Consider the following 21169-nt stretch of genomic DNA (forward strand, 5'->3'; position numbering starts at 1 on the left):
CCTACCCGAAACAAGCCGCTGACCAGCACTTTTATCATGCACCTCCCAGCTTTCCGCGACAATTTACTCACCGGCGTCACAAATCGAAGTAATGGTCACCGAAGTACGACAAAAATGGCACTGGAGCGCACGTGGAAGTAACAGGACGAGTCATCGTGCTGACCGGCGCGGCACACGGGATCGGCGCGGCCATGGCGCGGCGGTTCGCCGCGGACGGCGCGGCCGGGGTGGTCGTCTCCGACCTCGATCTCGCCGCCGCCGAGGAGGTCGCGGCGGGCATCGTCGCGGCGGGTGGCACGGCGATCGCCCGGCACGCCGACGCGACGTCCAAACAGGACCTGAAGCGGCTGGTGGCCGACGCGCGCGCCGAGTTCGGCCCGGTCGACCTGTTCTGTTCCAACGCCGGCGCCGCGTTCGGCACCGGGGTCCACGCCGCCGACGAGCAATGGGCGCGGTCGTGGGCGATCAACGTCATGCAGCACGTGCACGCGGCGCAGGTCGCGCTGCCCGCGATGCTCGGCAGGGGCGAGGGGTACCTGCTGATCACCGCGTCGGGCGCCGGGCTGCTCGGCACCCCCGGCGACGCGCCGTACTCGGTGACCAAGCACGCCGCCGTCGGGCTTGCCGAATGGCTGGCCATCACCTACCGGCCGCGCGGCGTGCGGGTCAGCGCGCTGTGCCCGCTCGGGGTACGCACCGCGCTGCTCGAACCGGGTATCGCCGCCGGCCATCCCGCCGCGCTCGCGATCGCCGCGGCGGCACCGCTGCTGGAGCCCGACGACGTCGCCGCCTCGGTCGTGCGCGGCCTGGCGTCGGAGGAGTTCCTGATCCTGCCCCACGAATCGGTGCGGGACACCTACGCGCGCAAGGCGCAGGCGCCGGACGAATGGATCGACCGCACCATCATCGAGACCACCGCGAGGAAGGGCTGAGCATGGAATACCGCAGGCTCGGCGCGAGCGGACTGTCCGTCAGCGAGATCTCGTACGGCAACTGGCTCACCCATTCCGGCAGCGCGGACCGCGTCGCCGCCGCGCTGGACGCGGGCATCACGACGTTCCACACGGCGGCGGCCTGGGGCAGCGGCGCGGCCGAGGAGGCGCTCGGCACCGCACTCGCCGGTGCCCGGCGCGACGACCTCGTCCTGTGCACCGGTGTCTTCTGGCCGGAGGGCTCCGGCCCCAACGACGCCGGGCTGAGCCGCAAGCACCTGGTCACGTCGCTGCACGGCTCGCTGCGGCGGCTGGGCACCGACTACGTCGACGTCTACCAGCTGCTGCGGTTCGACTACCGGACCCCGCTGGAGGAAACCTTCCTCGCGCTGTCGGATCTGGTGCGGCAGGGGAAGATCCTGTACGTCGGCACCGCGGAGTGGACGGCCGACCAGCTGCTGCAGGCCAGCACGCTCGCGCGGCGGTTCGACGTCCCGCTGATCGCCAACCAGCCGCACTATTCGATGCTGTGGCGGGTCGCCGAGGCGCAGGTGATGCCGGTGTGCGCCCGCGAGGGCATCGGCCAGTTCGCGTCGGTCGCACTGGCGCAGGGAATACTGACCGGCAAATACCGGCCGGGCCACGTCCCACCGGGATCGCGCGCGGCGGTGCCGGGCGACGCGCAGAAAGCCGTCCGGCCACTGCTGATGCCGGATCTGCTCGAACGCGTCGCCCTGCTGCGCGGGGTCGCCGACGAGGCCGGGCTGACCATGGCCCAGCTCGCGCTGGCCTGGACACTCCAGCACTACACCGTCGCGTCGGTGGTCGCCGGCGCGAGCAGTCCGGCACAGGTCACCGAAAACGCCAAGGCGTCCGGGGTCTCGCTGGACCTCGACGTGCTGACGCAGGTCGATCAGCTGCTCGGCAGCTTCGTGCAGACCGACCCGCGGCTGACCTGGTCCCCGCCCGCGAACGTGTGAACCCGTTACGGGGCCGCGTGTTCCCGCAGCGCCCGCGCCTCCGCCTCGGTCGACACCGCGGGCGGCGAGCCCGGCAGCGGCCTGCGCGCGGACTCCCTGGTGAAGAAGCACGCGACGGCGCCGATGATCCCGGCGATGATGAGGTAGTAGCCCGGCCAGTTCAGGTCGCCGGTGACCGCGACGAGTGAAGCCGTCACCACCGCCGTCGTCCCGCCGAACAGCGACACCGAGATGTTGAAGGCGATCGACAGGCCGCCGTAGCGGATCTCGGTCGGGAACAACGCGGGCAGCGTCGAAGGCATGGTGCTGTTGAAGCACAGCAGCATCAGGCCCATCATCGCCAGCCCGCCGAAGACGGGCCCGACCCCGCCCGCCCGCATGAGCAGCACCGACGGCACGGACAGGACCACCATGAACGCGCACCCGGCGAAGATCACCGGCCGCCTGCCGATGCGGTCGGACAGGCGCCCGACGAAGGTGATGAACACCATCATCAGCAGCAGCACGACGATCTGCAGCACCTGCGACGTGGTCTCGCTGATCCCGCCGTGGTCCGGCAGCCCCGCCAGGTACGTCGGCATGTACGAGGTGAGCATGTAGTTGGTGACGTTGAAAACCAGCACCAGCCCGCCGCAGACCACCATGGGGCGCCAGTACTTGACGAAGATCGTGCGGATCTCCCGCAGCGTCTGGTTGCCTTCTCGGCCCTGCGACTCGGCGGCGAGCGCCTTGAACGCCGGGGTCTCCTCCAGCTTGAGCCGCAGGTAAAGACCGATCAGCCCGAGCGGGCCGGAGATCAGGAACGGGATCCGCCAGCCCCAGCTGAGCAGCTCGTCCTCGGGCAGCACGGTGGTCACCACGGTCGCGATGGTGGCGCCGAGCGCGTACCCGGTCAGCGTGCCGAACTCCAGCCAGCTGCCGAGGAAACCGCGCCGCTTGTCCGGGGCGTACTCGGCGATGAAGGTCATCGCGCCGCCGTACTCGCCGCCGGTGGAGAAGCCCTGGAGCAGCCGCGCGGCCAGCATCAGCATCGGCGCGACGGCGCCGATCGCGCCGTAGCTGGGGATGAAGGCGATCACGAACGTGCCGACGGCCATCAGGATGACCGTGATCGAGAGCACCTTGGTCCGGCCGATCCGGTCCCCGAGCGGGCCGAAGAACATGCCACCGAACGGGCGGACGAGGAATGCGACCGCGAACAGCCCCAGTGTCCCGATTGTCCCGACTGTCTCGTTGGCGCCGGTGAAGAAGACCTTCCGGATGGTCGTCTCGAGGTACGCGAACACCCCGAAGTCGAACCATTCGGTCACGTTGCCGATGGCCGCCGCGCCGATGGCCCGCCGGATCACCCCCGGCTCGGTCACCGTGACCCTGCCCGCCTCGGCGGGCCGCTCACCTGCGACTTCGTCCGGTTTTCCCACGGACCACTCTCCCGTCTCCCATGCGGCCGGCAGCACTGCGCCGGACCGCCGATCGCGGCCTCACCTACCCGTGAAACCCCCGCGGTCTCCTTCCACGCCAGGAAACCGTTTTACCTGACGCGGCTCGTCACCGCTGACTGAGGAGGGAGGCGGCGTCCACTGTGTGCCCGAGGAGTAGCGCTGTGGTGACCGGCCCGACACCGCCGGGCACCGGGGTCAGCGCGCCGGCCACTTCGGACACCTCCGCGGCGACATCGCCCGCCAGGCCACCGTCCTCGGCCGGGTTGGTGCCGACGTCGATCACGACGGTGCCGGGGGCGACGTGCCCGGCGGTGACCATCCCGGCCCGGCCCACCGCCACGACCAGCACGTCGGCCTGGCGGGTCATGCCCGGCAGGTCGGCCGTGCGGGAATGACAGACACTGACGGTGGCATCGCGCGCGAGCAGCAGCTGGGCCGCGGGCACACCGACCACAGTGGACCGTCCGATCACGACGGCGTGCCGTCCGGCCAACGGGACGTCGTGGTGGTCGAGCAGCGCCATGACCGCCTCGGCGGTGGCGGGCGCGAACGCGGGGAGCCGCGCGGCGAGCCTGCCGAGACTCGCCGGATTGGCCCCGTCGACGTCCTTCGCCGGGTCGATCGTGCCCGCGAGGTCAGCCGCCGTTGCCCCTTCGGGCAGCGGTGTCTGGAGGATGATGCCGTGGACCGTGTCGTCGGCGCTCAGCGTCCCGAGCGTGCGCCGGATCTCCTCGGCCGTGGTGTCCGCGCCGAGGTCGACGACGTCGCATTCGATCCCGGACTTCGCGGCGGCCTTCGCGATCGAACGGACGTACCAGAGGCTGGAGCCGTCGTCGGTGGCCACCACGACCGCGAGCTTCGGCGGTGTCCCGGCGGCGGTGAGCGCGTCCGCGGTCTCCTTGACCCTGGCCCGGATCGACGCGGCGAGTTCCTTGCCGGACAACGAAATCGCGGTCACGCGCTCAGCCCCGCCCGCACCTCGGCGGTGACCCTGTCCGCCCGTTCGCAGATCCCGTCGACGCCGTCCTTGGTGGCGACCAGCTCGGCGCGGGCCTGTTCGTCGCGGACGCCGGCGAGGTTGACCTCGATGTTGACCCGCGCGGTGGTGGCCCCGGCCCGTGCCGCCTCGGCGGCCGCCGCGATGTCGGTGACGACGTTGCGGTTGCCGACCGGCAGCAGCCGCTCGGCCAGCGTCACCACCGCCGCGGCCGCGCCGACGACCTCGGCCGGTGGCAGGCACGCGCCGAGCAGCGCGTCCGCGATGGCGTGCGACCTGGCCTTCTTCTCGTCATCGGTGCCCTTGGGCAACCCGTACGCCGCGGTGACCGCGGTGAACGCCGACGCGTCCTTTTCGGCCAGTCGCAGCGCCCGCTGCCGCAGCTCGTCGGACTCGGCGACGACGGCGTCGATCACCTCGCGGTCCCCGTCGTACTTCGGGCCGTCGCTGTACCGGGCGACCATGCCGACCAGCGCGGCGGCCTGCGCGACGTGCAGGGCCGCCGTCGCGCCCCCGCCCGGGGCCGGGACCCGGGCCGCCAGCCGGTCCAGGAACTCGCTCAGGATCTGATCACGCATCGGGCCTCGTCCTCCGGGGTCGTACGGTCGCGGTCAGCGGCGGATACGCTCCATCCCGGGGTCGAACAGCGGTTCGGCGGCGACCGTCGCCGCGATCCGGCGGCCGAAGTACTCGATCTCCACCGGCGTGCCGACCTCGGCCGTCGCGGGCAGCCACGCGTAGGCTATCGGCTTGCGGATCGTGAAGCCGTAGGCGGCACTGGTGACGTAGCCCGCGGGTCGTCCGTCCACGAACACCGGTTCCTTGCCGAGCACCACCGAACGACCGTCGTCGATGGTGAGGCAGCGCAGCCGGCGCGTCGCGGTCTCCTCGCTCCGGCCGTCGATGGCTTCCCTGCCGAGGAACTCACCCTTGGCGGGGCGGACCGCGAAGCCGACCCCGGCCTCGTACGGATCGTGCTCGATGGTCATGTCCGTGCCCCACAGGCGATAGCCCTTCTCCAGCCGCAGGCTGTTGAACGCGGCACGGCCCGCGGCGATGACCCCGAGATCCTGACCGGCGGCCCACAGCGCGTCCCACAGGCGGAGCCCGTTGTCGGCGCTGGTGTAGATCTCCCAGCCGAGTTCGCCCACATAGGACAGTCGCATCGCGGTCACCGGGACTCCGGCGATCCGTGCGTGCCGGGCGCGGAAGTACTTGAGGCCCTCGTGCGAGAAGTCCTCGCGGCTCAGCGGCTGGACCAGGTCCCGCGCCGCCGGGCCCCAGACGCCGAGGCAGCAGGTCCCGCCGGTGATGTCGCGGACCCGGACGCTCCCGTCGTCCGGCAGGTTCTTGCGGAAGTGGTCGACGTCGAGGTTGCCGTTGATGCCGACCTGGAAGACGTCGCGCTCGAGCCGGGCCACGGTGACGTCGCTGCGGACGCCGCCCGCGTCGTCGAGCATGAGCGTGTAGGTGACCGAGCCGACCGACTTGGTGAGCTTGTTGGTGGTGAGCCGTTCGAGGAAGGCGAGCGCGCCCGGCCCGCTCACCTCGACGCGTTTGAGCGGCGTCATGTCGTAGAGCGCGACGGCGGTGCGGGTGCGCCACGCCTCCGCGGCCGCGATCGGCGAATGGAACTGCGCCGACCAGGCGTCGCGGGCCGGGGGCAGCCAGTCGTGCGGCATCTCCTTGACCAGCGGCGCGTTCGCCTCGTACCAGTGCGGCCGTTCCCAGCCCGCCGCCTCCAGGAAGAACGCGCCGAGCGCACGCTGCCGCGCGTGGAACGGCGTGACCCGCAGATCGCGAGGGGAAAGCTTGGGCTGCAAGGGATGCAGGACGTCGTAGATCTCGACGAAGTTCTGCTGCGAGGTCTCGTCGACGTACTCCTGCGAGAGCTGGACCTCCTCGAAGCGGTTGACGTCGACCTCGTGCAGGTCGGTCTCCGACCGCCCGTGCACCAGCTGCTCGGCGACGGCCTTCGCGATGCCCGCCGAATGTGTCACCCAGACGGCCTCGGCCACCCAGAACCCGCGCACGTCCGCCGATTCGCCCACGAGCGACTGGCCGTCGGGGGTGAAGGAGAAGATACCGTTGAAGCCCTCCTCCACCTTGGTCTGCCGCAGCGCGGGCAGCAGAAGTTTGCTCTCTTCCCACGACGGCGCGAAATCCTCATCGGTGAACGGGAGCATGGACGGCATCGCGTGCTCGCCGATCTCGCCGCCTTCGTCCACATCGGACAGTGCGACCGGCATCGGCCGGTGCGCGTAGGACCCGATCCCGAGGCGGTCGTTGTGCTCGCGGAAGTAGAGATCCTGGTCCTGGTGCCGCAGGATCGGCAGGCTCGCCTCGGAGATCTCGGTGTTGCGCCCGACGAGCTCGGCCACCTGCCCGGTCTTGGCGTACTGATGCGCCAGCGGCAGCAGCGGCACCTCCATCCCGGCCATCGCGCCGATCCGGCGGCCCCAGAACCCGGCGCAGGACACCACGATGTCGGCGTCGAACACGCCGGCGTCGGTCTCGACCCCAGTCACCCGGCCGCCGCTCTGGAGCACGCCGGTGACCCGGGTGGAGCCGACGAAGCGGGCGCCTCGCTCCTCGGCCCGGCGGGTCAGGGCGACGACCGCGCGGCCGGCCTTCGCCAGCCCGTCGGTCGGCACGTACAGCGCGCCGAACACCTTGCCGACGTCCAGCAGCGGATAGCGGCGGAGGCATTCGTCCGGGTCGATGAGCCGGGACCCGATGCCCCACGACGTCGCCCAGCCGTGCTTGCGCTTGAGGTCTTCCCAGCGCGCTGGCGTCGTCGCCACCTCCATCCCGCCGACGGGGTTGAAGCACGGCAGCCCGTCGACTTCCAGCGTGGAGAACTTCTCGACGGTGTACCGCGCGAACTCCGTCATCGTCTTGGACGCGTTGGTCTGGAACACCAGCCCCGGCGCGTGCGAGGTCGAGCCGCCGGTCAGCGGGAGGGGGCCCTGATCGAGCACCGTGACGTCGGCCCACCCCCGGCTGGTCAGCTCGTCGGCGAGGTTGGCGCCCACGATCCCGGCGCCGATGATCACGACACGAGGCGATGCGGTCATGGGAATCCTCCTGGGTCGGAGTTCGGGGATGGGTCAGCGGAAGACGACGGTGCTGTTGCCGTTGAGCAGGACTCGGCGTTCGCAGTGCCAGCGGACCGCGCGGGACAACGCCAGCGCCTCCGCGTCGCGGCCCACGGTCACCAGCGCGCGAGGACCGTAGCTGTGGTCGACGCGCTGGACCTCCTGCTCGATGATCGGGCCCTCGTCGAGGTCGGGCGTGACGTAGTGGGCGGTCGCGCCGACGTATTTGACGCCGCGGTCGTACGCCTGGTGATAGGGCTTGGCGCCCTTGAAGCCGGGCAGGAACGAATGGTGGATGTTGATCGCCCGGCCCTGGAGCTTGAGGCACAGGTCGTTGGACAGCACCTGCATGTACCGCGCGAGCACGACGAGGTCGACCTGGTACTCGTCGACCAGTTCGAGCAGCCGCCGCTCCGCCTCGGGTTTGGTTTCCGGCGTGACCGGCACGTGTACGAAGGGGAGCCCGGCGGCCTCCGCCATCGGCCGCAGGTCCTCGTGGTTGGACACCACCAGCGCGATGTCCGCGCCGAGGCTGCCCGCCCGCCAGCGGAACAACAGGTCGTTGAGGCAGTGCCCGAACTTCGAGACCATCACCAGGATCCGGTCCGGGCGTCCGTCGGAGAACTCGAACTCCATCGCGAATTCCCGTGCCACCGGGCCGAAATCCTGAGCGAGACCGTCCACTGTGGTCTCGTCGGTTCCGTCGCCGGGGCAGGTGAAGGAGGTGCGGAGGAACAAGAAGCCCCGCACGTCGTCATCGAACTGCTGATGCTCGACGATGTCGCAGCCCCGGCCGACGAGGAACGCCGTCACCGCGTGCACGATGCCGGATCGCTCGGGGCACTTGAGGGTCAGGGTGAAGGATTGTGCCACGGGAATTCACTCCTGATCGCCGGAGAAGGGGACGTATTCGATCGCGGCGTCGATCAGCCACGCACCGAAGTAGGCCGCGAACGACGAGCGGACCAGCACGGCGAACTCGTCGCGCGCGGCGTCACGCACCAGCAGGACGATGCCGGTCCGCGCGAGCAGCGTCTGCACGCAGGTCCCGGTCACCGCGACGTTCGGATGCAGATCCACCGAGCAGCCGTGCGCGAGCACGTCCCGGACCCGCGGCCCGGACAGCGTGACCAGCGTCCGCTGTCCCGACACGTCGGCCACCGCGCCCGGTGCGTCGCCCAGCGCCGAGCGCACCACGTCTTCCAGCTCCGGACGCGTACCGAGCACGAGATATTCGTCCGGCCCCAGCCAGCAGATCTCCACCGCTCCCGGCCCGCGGGTGAACGTGCATGGCGTGACGGGCAGTGCGACGCCCAGCGCCGCGCCCAGCCGCGCGATCGCGGCGTCATCGCGAACGCGCACGGTCAGCTGTGTCAGGAACGGCTCCTCCGCGACCCGCAACGCGGGCGAGAGCGAAGCGAACCGCGTGGCCTGCTCGGCGAGCGGCGAACGCCGCAGGGTCTCAACCGTCACGACGGGCCCCTTCCTTGTCGTACAGCACGGAATCGGTGACCGTCACCGGGACCACCCCGTCACCCACCGGCACGTACAGCGTCGAACCGATCCGCTCGCGTCCGGACCGCACCACGGCCAGCGCGAAGGTCCGTCCCAGCGCGGCGCTGCGGTAGCTCGACGTCACGTGGCCGAGCATGCGCACCGGCGGCTCCGGCAGGTGGTCGGATTCGATCACCTGCCCGCCTTCCGGCAGCAGCACGGACGGATCGGCAGGCAGCAGGCCGACGAGCTGTTTCCGGTCGGGACGCTGGTTCTCGGCGCGGGCGAACGACCGCTTCCCGATGAAGTCGGCCTTCTTCTTCGACACCGCCCAGGACATGCCGAGATCCTGCGGGGTCAGCGTCGCGTCGGTGTCCTGCCCGATGATCGGGTAGCCCTTCTCCGCACGCAGGACGTGCATCGTCTCGGTGCCGTACGGCGTGATCCCGTACGGCTCCCCCGCCGACATCAGCGCCTCCCACAGCGCGACGCCGTACCACGACTTGACGTTGATCTCGTACGCCAGCTCACCGGAGAAGCTGATCCGGCACACGCGGGCCGGAATCCCGGCTACCTCGGCGTCATGCCAGGTCATGAACCCGAAGGCGTCGTTGCTGACGTCGAGATCCGGCGCCACGGCGGCCAGCACGTCACGGGATCGCGGCCCGACCAGCGGCACGGTGACCCAATGCTCGGTCACCGAGGTCGCGAAAACGGTGAGGTGCGGCCATTCCGTCTGGAGCCATTCCTCCATCCAGTCGAGGATCATGGCCGCGTTGCCGGTCGTGGTGGTGACCAGCCAGCGATCCTCGGCGACGCGGATGACGGTGCCGTCGTCGATCACCATGCCGTCGACGCCGCACATCACGCCGTATCGGATCCGGCCGACCTTCAAGGTGCTCATCATGTTCGTGTAGAGCAGGTCGAGGAACGTGCCGACGTCCGGGCCCTGGAGGTCGATCTTGCCGAGCGTGGAACCGTCCATCATGGCCACGCCTTCACGAGCCGCGCGGCATTCCCGCAGGACGGCCTCGTGCATGCCTTCCCCGGCACGCGGGTAGTACCACGGCCGTTTCCATTGCCCGACGTCCTCGAACTTCGCGCCGTGCGCGACATGCCACGGGTGGATCGCCGTGACCCGCACCGGATCGTGCAGCTCCCCGCGATCACGCCCGGCGAGCGCGGCGAACGGCACCGACGTGTAGGGCGGGCGGAACGTCGTCGGCCTGCCGTGGGCGAGGTCCGTGCCGAGTTCGTCGGCGACGATGCCTGCCGCGATCATGCCGGACGTCTTGCCCTGGTCGTGGGCGGTGCCGATGGTCGTGTACCGCTTGATGTGCTCCAGCGAGCGCAGCCCGGCACCGGTCGCGCGGAGGACGTCGGTGACGGTCGCGTCCCGCTGGAGGTCGACGAACCGCGTGTCATCGTCCACAAGGGACCGTCCGTCGGGAACCTTCCACAGGATCGCGGTCGCGACCTGTTCGGGGCGCGCGTCGGACACCGGCAGCGGGAAGTCCGCGGCCACGCCGAACCCGGCCGCGGTGAGGGCGGCGTCTCCCGCCTCGCGTCCCTGCCGCACACATCCGGCCAGGTCGAGCACCCCTGCGGCGGACCCGGCGACACGCAGCGCGGGCAGCGACTCGGCCGGAACATACGCTCCCAGCGCGGGCGCGTACTCCAGCTTTCCGCGCGCCTGGCTGAACAGGTGCACGGCCGGGTTCCAGCCGCCCGAGACCAATAGCGTGTCACACGAAAGCGTCGAAGAAGCACCACCGGGTGCGGCGATCTCGACCGCGGACACCCGGTCCGTGCCCGAGGTCCCGGCGACGAAATGTCCACAATGGACGTCGATACTCCGCTCGGCGCACTCGGCGGCCCACCCGGCCGGCGCCTCGGGTCGCGCGTCGACGACGGCCGCGATCTCGACACCGGCGTCGGCAAGGTCGATCGCGGCGGCGTAGGCGCTGTCGTTGGTCGTGAACAGCAAGGCCCGGCGGCCGGGCACGACGCCGTAGCGGTGCAGGTACGTACGGGCGGACGCGGCGAGCAGGATGCCCGGCCGGTCGTTGCCCTCGAACACCACGGGGCGTTCGTGCGCGCCGGTGGCGAGCACGGCCTGTTTGGTGCGAATACGCCAAACGCGTTGTCGGGCAACGGTTTCCGAGATCGTTCCCAGGTGGTCGGTCCGCCGCTGGAGCGCGAGGAAGAACCCGTCGTCGTAGGCGCCGAACGCCGTCGTGCGCTCCAGCACCAGGACATCCGGGAGCGACCACAGCTCCTGGACGACACCGCGGATCCACTCCTGCGCGGGCTCGAGGTCCAGGAACTCGTTCGAACCGAGCAGCGATCCGCCCGCCTCGGGCTGGTCGTCGACCAGCACCACGCGGGCCCCGCCGCGTGCGGCCGCCAGCGCGGCGGTGAGCCCGGCGGGCCCGGCGCCGATCACCAGGACGTCGCAGTGGACGTGCTTGTGGTCGTACCGCGCGGGATCGGGCTCCTCGGCGAGCTTGCCCTGGCCGGGCAGCCCCCTGGCGACGAGACCGTCGTGCAGTTCGACCGTGGTGGCCGTCAGCATCGGCTCCGGGAACGGCTTTTCGATCTGCACCAGCGCGTTCGCGTCCTCGACCCCGGCGGCCATGATGCCGCGTGGCCTGCCGTACTTGACGCTGGTCGCGATCCGGTGGATGCCGTGGGCCAGCAACGCGGACGCCAGCGTGTCACCCCGGTAGCCGGTGAGCACCTGACCGTCGAAGAGGAACTCGACGGGGGTGTCGCGGTCGATGCGGCCGCCCGAGGGCAGCCGGAAGGGAGCGGTCATGAGATCACCGGCCGGGCTTCGTCGAGGCGGTAGACCGCCAGGAGTTCGTGGGAGGAGGTGTCGCGGACGGCGTTGAACCAGCGGCGGCAGCCGGCGGAATGGCTCCAGCGTTCCGCGAACGGCCCGGCGGGGTTGTCGCGGAAGAAGACGTACCGCGCCCATTCCTCGTCCGACAACGCCGACGGGTCCTCCGGATACGCCACGTGGGCCTGGCCGCCGTAGTGGAACTCGGCTTCCTCGCGGGGCCCGCACCAGGGGCAGGGAATCAGTTGCACAGCGAACTCCAGTGGCTCAGTGGGCGACGGCGGCGGCGCCGTGTTCGTCGACGAGGGCACCGGTCGTGAACCTGTCCAAGGTGAACGGCTCGGCGTACGGATGGGGCTTGTCCTTCGCGACGGTGTGCGCGAAACAGTCGCCGACGCCGGGGGTGGCCTTGAACCCGCCGGTCCCCCAGCCGCAGTTGAGGTACAGCCCGGAGACCGGGGTGAGCCCGACGATCGGCGACGCGTCGGGCGTGACGTCGACGATGCCCGCCCACGTGCGCAGCAGATGTGCCCTGGCGAAAACGGGGAACAGCTCCAGCGCGGCGGACATCTGCTGTTCGATGATGTGGAACGAACCCCGCTGACCGTAGCCGTTGTAACTGTCGATCCCGGCGCCCATCACGAGTTCGCCCTTGTGTGCCTGCGAAACGTACACGTGCACGGCGTTCGACATGACGACCGTGGGATGCACGGGTTCGAGCAGCTCGGACACCAGTGCCTGCAACGGATGCGAGGTCACCGGGAGTTTCAGGCCGACCATCGCGGCGAGCACCGCGGAGTGCCCGGCCGCGCACAGCGCGACCTTGCCCGCCGCGATCCGGCCCCGCGTCGTCTCCACGGCGGTGACCCGGCCCTGGCTGGTCTCGATCCCGGTGACCTGGCAGTTCTGGATGAGGTCGACCCCCAGCTCGGCCGCCGCGCGGGCGAAGCCCCAAGCCACGTAGTCGTGTTTGGCGATCCCGGCGCGGGGCTGGAAGGTCGCGCCCATGACCGGGTACCGCACGTCGGGCGAGATGTTGACGATCGGGCAGATCTCCTTGACGCCCTGGGCGTCCACCCATTCGGCGTCGATCCCGTTGAGCCTGTTCGCGTTGACGCGCCGGACGCTGTCGCGGACGTCCTGGAGGCTGTGCGCGAGGTTCAGCACGCCACGCTGATCGAACAGGATCGGATAGCCGAGATCCTCTTCGAGTCCTTCCCACAGTTTCAGGGAGTGCTCGTAGATCCCGGAACTCTCGTCCCACAGGTAGTTGGAGCGGATGATCGTGGTGTTGCGGGCCATGTTCCCGCCCGCGAGCCAGCCCTTCTCCAGCACCGCGACGTTGGTGATGCCGTGCACCTTGGCGAGGTAGTACGCGGTGGCGAGCCCGTGCCCGCCGCCGCCGACGATCACGACGTCGTACGAACGCGCGGGATCCGGGTTGTCCCACAGGAAGTCGGGGTGCTCGGGCAGATGTGCCCCGGGCGGGGTGGTCATCGCGCGGCCTCCTGCAGGTGCGAGTACAACGGGAAAGCGTCCGCGAGCGCAGCGACCCGGGCACGCAGCGCGGCCGCGACCGCGTCGTCGAACGCCGGGAGCAGCGCGGTGGCGATGATGTCGGCGACCTCGCGGAACTCGTCGTCGCCGAAGCCGCGCGTCGCCAGCGCCGGGGTGCCGATCCGGATGCCGGAGGTGACCATCGGCGGCCGGGGATCGAACGGGACGGCGTTGCGGTTCACGGTGATCCCGACCGAGTGCAGCCGGTCCTCCGCCTGTTGACCGTCCAAATCGGAATTCCGGAGATCGGCGAGGACCAGGTGGACGTCGGTGCCGCCGGTCAGCACCGAGACGCCCGCCGCGGCGGCGTCCTCGGCGAGCAGACGTTCGGCGAGGATCTTCGCGCCCCGCAACGTCCGTTGCTGGCGTTCCGCGAACTCCGGTTCGGCGGCCATCTTGAACGCGACGGCCTTCGCGGCGATGACGTGTTCGAGCGGACCACCCTGCTGGCCGGGGAACACCGCCGAGTTGACCTTCTTGGCCAGTGCCGCGTCGTTGGTCAGGATCACGCCACCACGTGGGCCGCCGAGCGTCTTGTGTGTGGTCGTCGTCGTGACGTGGGCGTGCGGCACCGGCGACGGATGCAGCCCGGCCGCGACCAGCCCGGCGAAATGCGCCATGTCGACCATGAGGTACGCGCCCACCTCGTCGGCGATTTCGCGGAACCGCGCGAAGTCCAGCTGCCGGGGATAGGCCGACCAGCCCGCGATGATCAGCTTCGGCCGGTGCTCCCGCGCCAGCCGGGCGACCTCGGCCATGTCGATCCGGAAGTCCTCAGTGGACACTTCGTAGCCGACGACCTCGTACAGCAGCCCGGAGAAGTTGATCCGCATCCCGTGGGTGAGGTGCCCGCCGTGCGCCAGCGACAGGCCGAGGATCGTGTCACCCGGCTCGAGCAGCGCGGCCATCGCGGCGGCGTTGGCCTGCGCGCCGGAATGTGGCTGCACATTGGCGAAACCGGCGCCGAACAACGCCTTGATCCGCTCCAGCGCCAGCCGCTCGATGACGTCGACGTGCTCGCACCCGCCGTAGTAGCGGCGGCCCGGATAGCCCTCCGCGTACTTGTTGGTCAGCACCGAGCCCTGGGCCTCGAGCACCGCGCCCGGCGCGAAGTTCTCGCTGGCGATCATCTCCAGCGTGCCCTGCTGCCGGGCGAGTTCCTCGTTGATCGCCTCGGCCACGGCCGGGTCGTACTCCGCCAGCGAGCGGTTCAGCACCGCGCGGCGGCTGTCGATCGTCGCAGTCATGGGAATCCTGTTCTGCTGGTCGACTACTGGTATATCAGTCGTCGTGTAGACTAGCTCGCGTGAACACACAGGTCAACAGCCCCTCCCTCGCCGAGAAGGCCTACCTCCACATCCGTGATCGCCTGGTCATGCTCGACATCAAACCGGGAGAGCCGATCAACGAGGAGGGGCTCGGCCATGCCCTCGACATGGGCCGCACCCCGATCCGGGAAGCGTTGAAGCGGCTCGAAACCGAGCGGCTGGTCGTGGCCTTCCCGCGCCGCGGCACGTTCGCCACCGAGGTCAACATCTCCGATCTCGCGCACATCTCCGAGGTGCGCCGGACGCTGGAGCCGATGGCCACCGCCGCGGCAGCCGAACGCGCCTCGGCCGCCGAACGCGAGGCGCTGCGTATCCTGCGCACGGAGCTGGACGCCACGGAACCGACTGAAGACAACGCCGACCTCCTCAAAGCCGATCTGAGCGTGCATCGCGCGGTCTACCGCTGCGTGCACAATCCCTTCCTCGAAGACACCTTGCTGCGCTACGACAACCTGGCCACGCGGATCTGGTGCGTCTTCGTGCCCCGCCTGCGGAGCATGGCGGGGCACGTCGACGAACACGTCCCGCTGCTGACCGCGATCATCGAGGGCGACGCGGACAAGGCGGCCGAGCTGACGCTGGAGCACGTCCAAGGTTTCGAACGCGCCATCCGCGCCCTCATCTAGCGTTACGCGAGCCGCGCCTTGACCCAGTCGTGGAACTCGCCGATGTGGTGTTCACTCGGCACGAGCACCCCGCCCTTGGCGTACGAACGCGAGTCCATCGCCAGCTGGCAGCGCTCGCACGCGTCGAAGTCCTGCTGGTTCACCCGGTGGAACAGCTCGACCGAGCGGGTGAGGTCCTTTCCGGACTCCACGACCTCGGGCAGGTACAGCCAGTCGCAGCGCACGATCGTGCGATCCGGGGCGAGCGGGAACATCCGGTGCACGATCACGTGATCCGGCACCAGGTTGACGAACACCTGCGGCCGGACGGTGATCGCGTAGTACCGGCGGTCCTGGTGCTCCCCCACCCCGGGCAACCGCTCGACGCCGGCGCTGCCGTCCACGGTGAAGCCCTGGACCTCCTCGCCGAACTCGGCGCCGTGGCCGACGTAGTACTGCGCGGCGTATCCGTCGGCGAACTCGGGCAGCACCTCGGTGAGCTCCGGATGGATGGTCGCGCAGTGGTAGCACTCCATGAAGTTCTCGATGATCTGTTTCCAGTTCGCCTTCACGTCGTACTCGATCCGGCGGCCCAGTGCCAGCTCGTCGATGTTGTACGCGGCGATCTCGTCCGGGCCGCCGAGACGGCCGTTGATGTCGGCCATCACGGTGGTCTCGAAGGACGGCGGATCGTCGGCGAGGCACACCCAGGCGTAGCCCAGGTACTCGCGCAGGTGCAGGCGGGTCAGCCCGTACTCGGTGCGGTCGATGTCCGGCATCCCGGTGAGGTTGGGCGCGGCGATCAGCTTGCCGTCGAGCCCGTAGGTCCAGGCGTGGTACGGGCATTGGAAGGACCGCTTGACCGAGCCGCTCTCCTCGGTGCACAACCGGGCGCCACGGTGACGGCAGACGTTGAGGAAGGCGTTGAGCTTCCCGTCGCGGCCCCGGGAGATCAGCACGCTCTCCCGTCCGATTTGGACGGTCTCGAAGGTGCCCGGCGCCGGCAAGTCGGCGCTGCGCACGGCGCAGAACCACGACGTCTCGAAGATCCGCGCCTGCTCCAGCGCGAAGATGGTGCGGTCGGTGTAGTAGTGGCCGGGCAGGGTCGCGATGAGACTCGGGGGCAGCCCGGTGCGGGGCAGGTCGGTGCTGGTCACCACGAAGCTCCTCTCGGTGGCGGGAAGTCGGTCAGTGGCCGCGGGCAATCCACTCGCCGAGGTGCGGGGCCTCGGCGGCGATGGTCGTGGTCGGCCCGTGTCCGGTGTGGACAGTGGTGGCGCCGTCGAGGACGAGCAGCCGGTTCGTGATCGAGGCGATGATGACCTCGAAGTCCGAATAGGACCTTCCGGTGGCGCCGGGGCCGCCTTGGAACAGCGTGTCGCCCGAGAAGAGCCAGCCGTGTTCGGGAACGTGCAGGCTGACACCGCCCCAGGTGTGTCCCGGCGTGTGCAGCACGTGGACGTCGAGCCCGGCCACGGTGAGCCGCTCGCCGTCGGACAGCGACCGGTCCGGTGCGCGGTCCGGATACACGGCGTCCCACAGCTCCCGGTCCGCCGGATGCAGCAGGATCGGGGCACCGGCCTTGTCGGACAGGGGGACGGCGGCGTTGATGTGGTCGTTGTGCGCGTGCGTGCAGACGATCGCCGACACCGTGCGCGTGCCGATCGCGTCGAGCACCGGCTCGGGGTCGTGTGCCGGGTCGATCACCAGGCATTCGGTGTCGTCGCCGAGAATCCAGACGTTGTTCTCCACCTCGAATGTGCCGCCGTCGAGCGTGAACTCGCCCGAAGTGCGGACGAGGTCGGTCCGCGCGACCATCAGAGGATCACCACCGAGCGCAGGACTTCGCCGTGGTGCATCTTCGCGAACGCCTTCTCGACGTCGCCGAGCCCGATCGTCTCGCTGACGAACGCGCCCAGCGGCAAGCGGTCCTGGCGGTAGAGGTCGACGAGCATCGGGAAGTCCCGGCTGGGCAGGCAGTCCCCGTACCACGACGATTTGACCGCGCCGCCGCGCGAGAAGACGTCCACCAGCGGCAGTTCCAGGCGCATGTCCGGGGTCGGCACCCCGACCAGCACGACGGTGCCCGCCAGGTCGCGCGCGTAGAACGCCTGCTCGAACGTCTCCGGCCTGCCGACCGCGTCGATCACGACGTCGGCGCCGTGGCCGCCGGTGAGCTCGCGAATGGCTTCCACCGGATCGGCCTGTTTCGCGTTGATCCTTTGCGTGGCACCGAGTTCGACGGCCTTGGCGAGCTTCGCGTCGTCGATGTCGACCGCGATGACCTCGCGGGCACCGGCCAGCCGCGCCCCCGCGATCGCGGCCCCGCCGACACCCCCGCAGCCGATCACGGCCACCGAATCGCCGCGGCCGACCTGGCCGGTGTTGATCGCGGCGCCGATCCCGGCCATCACGCCGCAGCCGAGCAGGCCCGCGACCTCGGGCGGCACGTTCGGGTCGACCTTCGTGCACTGCCCGGCGGCGACCAGGGTCTTCTCGGCGAACGCGCCGATGCCGAGCGCCGGGGACAACGGGGTGCCGTCGGTCAGCGTCATCGGCTGCTTCGCGTTGTGCGTGTCGAAGCAGTACCAGGGACGGCCGCGCTTGCAGGCCCGACACACACCGCACACGGCACGCCAGTTCAGCACCACGAAGTCGCCGACGGCCAGATCGGTGACCCCGTCGCCGACCGACTCGACGACGCCGGCGGCCTCGTGCCCGAGCAGGAACGGGAACTGGTCGTTGATGCCGCCTTCGCGGTAATGCAGGTCGGTGTGGCAGACCCCGCAGGCCTGCACCCGGACCACCGCCTCGCCGGGACCGGGGTCGGGAATCACGATGCCGGCCACTTCCACTGGCGCGCCCTGCTTGAGCGCCACCACGCCACGAACCTGTTGGGGCACAGGCTCTTCTCCTCTCCACGGGTCCGGACGTACCGGGTCGGGAACGGGCAGCACGCCGTCTCCCGGGACGGCCGCGCCGGCGGGATCAGGAGCTGCGGGGATGATCGAGTTCGGGATTGAGTTGCGTATTACGCACGGGGTTGCCCTATCGGAAACAAACGATGACTGGGCATCAGGCCGGTGTCAAGACGCGTTTTCCGGCGAGCCACGATCGGAGCAGAACTACCCGGCGGTAACGGTTTGCGGTACCGCGGCTGGGGATGCGCCGAGGGACGCCTTCGGTGCGTTGGATGCACCAAGGGCGTCCCTCGGTGCGGCCAACGCACCCAGGGCGTCCCTCGGCTCACCGGAGCGCGGGCGACGGGCGGCCGTCCCGAACGGACCGTTCGGGACGTTGAGCGTCCTCAACGCGTCGTCCGGGACGGCTCCTCACGGACCACCCGCTGCCAGGCACGCCGCGAACGCTCCGTTCGAGACACTGAACGTCCCCATCGCGTCGTTCGGGACATCACCTTGGCGCACTGCCGCCGCGCTGACACGTCTCGAACGCTCCGTTCGAGACGCTGAACGTCCTCAACGCGTCGTTCGGGACACGGGCGCCGCCGGATCATGCGCCGAGCCCGCGCACCGAGGGACGCCTTCGGTGCGTTGGATGCACCAAGGGCGTCCCTCGGTGCGGCCAACGCACCCAGGGCGTCCCTCGGCTCACCGGGGCGCGGGCGGTCAGGGGCCTTCGATGGCGCGGCGGAAGAGCGCTTCGATCTCGGCGTGGGTCGGCGACGGGTCGGCCAGGACGACCTGCATCACCAGGCCGCAGAACATCGCCGCGAGCACGCGGCCGGTGAGCGGATCGGTGCGGGAGCCGAAGAACTGGATCAGCGCGTTGTCCCAGGCCGCGCTCGCCGGGCGCAGCCTCGGCCGGTGCAGGGCGGCGACGTACAGGTCGTATTCGACGATCGTGTGCCGGGACGCGTCTTCGAGATAGCTCATCACCAGCGCGGCCAGCTCGACGGCGAAATCGGCGTCCGGGTCGAGGCCCTTCTCCCACTCCCGCAGCTGCCGCACGTTGTTGTCGGCGGCTTCGTTGAGCGCGACTTCCAGCAGATCGTCCAGCGTCGCGAAGTGGTAGGTGGTCGACCCGAGCGGGACGTCGGCCACCTTGGCCACCGCCCGGTGCGTGAGCCCGTCGATCCCCCGCTCGGCGACGACGGCGATGGCCGCCCGCGCGATCCTCGCCCGCCGATCGGGATCGTTCGGCCCGCGCAGCCGCTTCCGCCCGTTCTCCTCGATCTTCGCCATCGTCCCGGCCCCAGCTCCCTCGCGGTTTTCGGCGGCCGTCGAGCCACCGGCGGTGATCGTCGCACGACGCCCGGTGCGGAAATTGCCCCGCCCCGCGATGTGGACATACGTACATGCTTCGCGTACAAATGTACGCACTCGATGTGCTGCCTGTCACATCCACTCAGTCCCACGGCCGCAGCGCTCACCGACGGGAAGGCCGCATGAAAGACCTCCACCTCGACGGAAACTGGTCCGAATCCTCCGACGGGACCCGCTCCGACGTGCTCAATCCCTTCAACGCCGAAGTGCTCTGCACCGTCGCCGTCGCGAGCCCCGACGACGTCGACACGGCGGTCACGGCGGCGAGAAGAGCGTTCGACGACGGCCCGTGGCGGCGGACCAGCGCCGCCGAGCGCGGCCGGATCCTGCGTCGCGTGGCCGAACTCCTGGTCCGCGACCGCGACGAACTGGCCCGCACCGAAAGCCTCGACACCGGCAAGACGATCGCCGAAGGACGTATCGACGTCGACGACGTCACGGCCGTCTTCCACTACTACGCCGGGCTCGCCGACGCGGACGCCGGACGGGTGGTCGACGCGGGCAGCGCCACCGTCGTCAGCCGGATCGTGCACGAGCCGGTCGGCGTGTGCGCGCTGATCGCGCCGTGGAACTACCCGCTGCTCCAGATGTCCTGGAAGGTCGCCCCGGCACTGGCCGCGGGCAACACGCTGGTGCTCAAACCGAGCGAGGTCACCCCGCTGACCACGATCAAGCTCGTCGCGCTGCTCGAAGAGGCCGGCATCCCGCCGGGCGTGGTCAACCTCCTGCTCGGGCCGGGCCGGGTCGGCGCGGCGATGACCGAACACCCCGGCGTCGACCTGATCTCGTTCACCGGCGGCCTGGCCACCGGCGAGAAGATCATGGCCGCGGCGGCGAAGGGCGTCCGGCGCGTGGCGCTGGAACTCGGCGGCAAGAACCCGAACGTGGTCTTCGACGACGCCGATTTCGACACCGCGCTCGACTACGCGCTGGCCGCCGCGTTCGTCCATTCGGGACAGGTCTGCTCGGCCGGATCCCGGCTGATCGTGCAGGACGGGATCCACGACCGGTTCGTCGCCGAACTCGCCGCGCGGGCCGACCGCATCCGGCTCGGCAGCGGCCTCGATCCGGAGACCGAGACCGGTCCGCTGGTCTCGGCCGGGCACCGGGCCAAGGTCGAGCGGCACATCGCGGACGCGCTCGCGGCGGGCGCGGTGCTGCGCGCGGGCGGCTCACGGCCGGAGGACCCCGCGCTGCGCGACGGATTCTTCTTGCGTCCCACCGTTTTCAGTGACTGCACCGCCGACATGGCGGTCGTGCGAGAGGAGGTGTTCGGCCCGGTGGTCACCGTGGAGCGCTTCCGCACGGAGACCGAAGCCGTGGCCTTGGCGAACGACACCGATTACGGGCTGGCAGGGGCCGTATGGACGTCGGACGCCTCGCGCGCGCAACGCGTCGCGGGCGAGCTCCGGCACGGCACGGTGTGGATCAACGACTACCACCCCTACCTGCCCCAGGCCGAGTGGGGAGGCTTCGGCAAATCCGGCATCGGCCGGGAGCTCGGCCCGTCCGGGCTCGACGAGTACCGCGAAACCAAGCACGTCTACCACAACATCGCGCCGGCACCGCAGCGCTGGTTCAAGGGCTGACGCCCGCTCCCGAAGTCCCCCA

General features: G+C 70.1%; 18 protein-coding genes. 4 read left to right on the plus strand and 14 right to left on the minus strand.

The annotated features are described in order from the left end of the window. Nucleotides 1-131: 131 nt before the first annotated feature. Both ACFWX1_RS09525 and ACFWX1_RS09530 read left to right on the plus strand, forming a co-directional pair. Nucleotides 132-932 (plus strand): SDR family oxidoreductase, encoded by an 801-nt coding sequence (locus ACFWX1_RS09525; RefSeq protein WP_378385615.1) that lies wholly within the window; start codon nt 132-134, stop codon nt 930-932. A 2-nt stretch (nt 933-934) separates the two neighbouring features. After that, entirely contained in the window at nt 935-1912 is a 978-nt protein-coding gene (locus ACFWX1_RS09530) for an aldo/keto reductase (RefSeq protein ID WP_378385617.1), read from the plus strand. A 5-nt stretch (nt 1913-1917) separates the two neighbouring features. Here ACFWX1_RS09530 and ACFWX1_RS09535 read toward each other — a convergent pair whose 3' ends face one another. The 10 genes from ACFWX1_RS09535 to glyA form a co-directional block, all read right to left on the minus strand. Then, the gene (locus ACFWX1_RS09535; protein ID WP_378385619.1) at nt 1918-3333 is read right to left on the minus strand and encodes an MFS transporter; all 1416 of its coding nucleotides are present in this window, start codon (nt 3331-3333) and stop codon (nt 1918-1920) included. Between the two features lie 127 nt (nt 3334-3460). Continuing rightward, nucleotides 3461-4312: a bifunctional 5,10-methylenetetrahydrofolate dehydrogenase/5,10-methenyltetrahydrofolate cyclohydrolase gene (locus ACFWX1_RS09540; RefSeq protein ID WP_378385621.1), complete on the minus strand. Its 852-nt coding sequence runs from the start codon at nt 4310-4312 to the stop codon at nt 3461-3463. Then, nucleotides 4309-4929, minus strand: a complete 621-nt coding sequence (locus tag ACFWX1_RS09545) for a cyclodeaminase/cyclohydrolase family protein (protein WP_378385623.1) — start codon at nt 4927-4929, stop codon at nt 4309-4311. Before ACFWX1_RS09545 ends, ACFWX1_RS09540 begins: the two co-directional genes overlap by 4 nt. A 33-nt stretch (nt 4930-4962) precedes the next feature. Beyond that, a complete protein-coding gene (locus tag ACFWX1_RS09550; RefSeq protein ID WP_378385625.1) occupies nt 4963-7428 on the minus strand; it encodes an FAD-dependent oxidoreductase in 2466 nt (821 codons plus the stop codon). A gap of 33 nt (nt 7429-7461) precedes the next feature. Beyond that, the gene (purU, locus tag ACFWX1_RS09555) at nt 7462-8322 is read right to left on the minus strand and encodes a formyltetrahydrofolate deformylase (RefSeq protein WP_378385627.1); all 861 of its coding nucleotides are present in this window, start codon (nt 8320-8322) and stop codon (nt 7462-7464) included. A 6-nt stretch (nt 8323-8328) separates the two neighbouring features. Then, on the minus strand, nt 8329-8922 hold the full coding sequence (locus tag ACFWX1_RS09560; RefSeq protein WP_378385629.1) for a sarcosine oxidase subunit gamma: 594 nt from the start codon (nt 8920-8922) through the stop codon (nt 8329-8331). Further along, nucleotides 8912-11761, minus strand: a complete 2850-nt coding sequence (locus ACFWX1_RS09565; protein ID WP_378385631.1) for an FAD-dependent oxidoreductase — start codon at nt 11759-11761, stop codon at nt 8912-8914. The genes ACFWX1_RS09560 and ACFWX1_RS09565 overlap by 11 nt, the downstream gene beginning before the upstream one ends. Further along, nucleotides 11758-12036 carry a sarcosine oxidase subunit delta gene (locus ACFWX1_RS09570; RefSeq protein ID WP_378329788.1) on the minus strand — a complete coding sequence of 93 codons (279 nt, stop codon included), beginning with the start codon at nt 12034-12036 and terminating at the stop codon, nt 11758-11760. Before ACFWX1_RS09570 ends, ACFWX1_RS09565 begins: the two co-directional genes overlap by 4 nt. A gap of 16 nt (nt 12037-12052) precedes the next feature. Beyond that, nucleotides 12053-13282: a sarcosine oxidase subunit beta family protein gene (locus tag ACFWX1_RS09575; protein ID WP_378385633.1), complete on the minus strand. Its 1230-nt coding sequence runs from the start codon at nt 13280-13282 to the stop codon at nt 12053-12055. Beyond that, on the minus strand, nt 13279-14589 hold the full coding sequence (glyA, locus tag ACFWX1_RS09580) for a serine hydroxymethyltransferase (protein WP_378385635.1): 1311 nt from the start codon (nt 14587-14589) through the stop codon (nt 13279-13281). The genes ACFWX1_RS09575 and glyA overlap by 4 nt, the downstream gene beginning before the upstream one ends. A gap of 59 nt (nt 14590-14648) precedes the next feature. Between glyA and ACFWX1_RS09585 the strand changes: the two genes are divergently transcribed. Further along, entirely contained in the window at nt 14649-15296 is a 648-nt protein-coding gene (locus tag ACFWX1_RS09585; RefSeq protein ID WP_378385637.1) for a GntR family transcriptional regulator, read from the plus strand. A 2-nt stretch (nt 15297-15298) separates the two neighbouring features. Here ACFWX1_RS09585 and ACFWX1_RS09590 read toward each other — a convergent pair whose 3' ends face one another. From ACFWX1_RS09590 to ACFWX1_RS09605, 4 genes are all read right to left on the minus strand, one after another. Further along, nucleotides 15299-16417 (minus strand): aromatic ring-hydroxylating dioxygenase subunit alpha, encoded by a 1119-nt coding sequence (locus ACFWX1_RS09590; protein ID WP_378385786.1) that lies wholly within the window; start codon nt 16415-16417, stop codon nt 15299-15301. A 46-nt stretch (nt 16418-16463) separates the two neighbouring features. Further along, a complete protein-coding gene (locus tag ACFWX1_RS09595) occupies nt 16464-17093 on the minus strand; it encodes an MBL fold metallo-hydrolase (protein ID WP_378385639.1) in 630 nt (209 codons plus the stop codon). Further along, nucleotides 17093-18178: an S-(hydroxymethyl)mycothiol dehydrogenase gene (locus tag ACFWX1_RS09600; protein ID WP_378385641.1), complete on the minus strand. Its 1086-nt coding sequence runs from the start codon at nt 18176-18178 to the stop codon at nt 17093-17095. Before ACFWX1_RS09600 ends, ACFWX1_RS09595 begins: the two co-directional genes overlap by 1 nt. A 723-nt stretch (nt 18179-18901) precedes the next feature. Then, the gene (locus ACFWX1_RS09605; protein ID WP_378385643.1) at nt 18902-19477 is read right to left on the minus strand and encodes a TetR/AcrR family transcriptional regulator; all 576 of its coding nucleotides are present in this window, start codon (nt 19475-19477) and stop codon (nt 18902-18904) included. 203 nt (nt 19478-19680) lie between these two features. Between ACFWX1_RS09605 and ACFWX1_RS09610 the strand changes: the two genes are divergently transcribed. Then, nucleotides 19681-21147: an aldehyde dehydrogenase family protein gene (locus tag ACFWX1_RS09610; RefSeq protein ID WP_378385645.1), complete on the plus strand. Its 1467-nt coding sequence runs from the start codon at nt 19681-19683 to the stop codon at nt 21145-21147. The last annotated feature ends 22 nt before the right edge of the window (nt 21148-21169 follow it).

Origin of the sequence: Amycolatopsis sp. NPDC059021, from assembly GCF_042739895.1 — a bacterium.
GTDB lineage: Bacteria > Actinomycetota > Actinomycetes > Mycobacteriales > Pseudonocardiaceae > Amycolatopsis.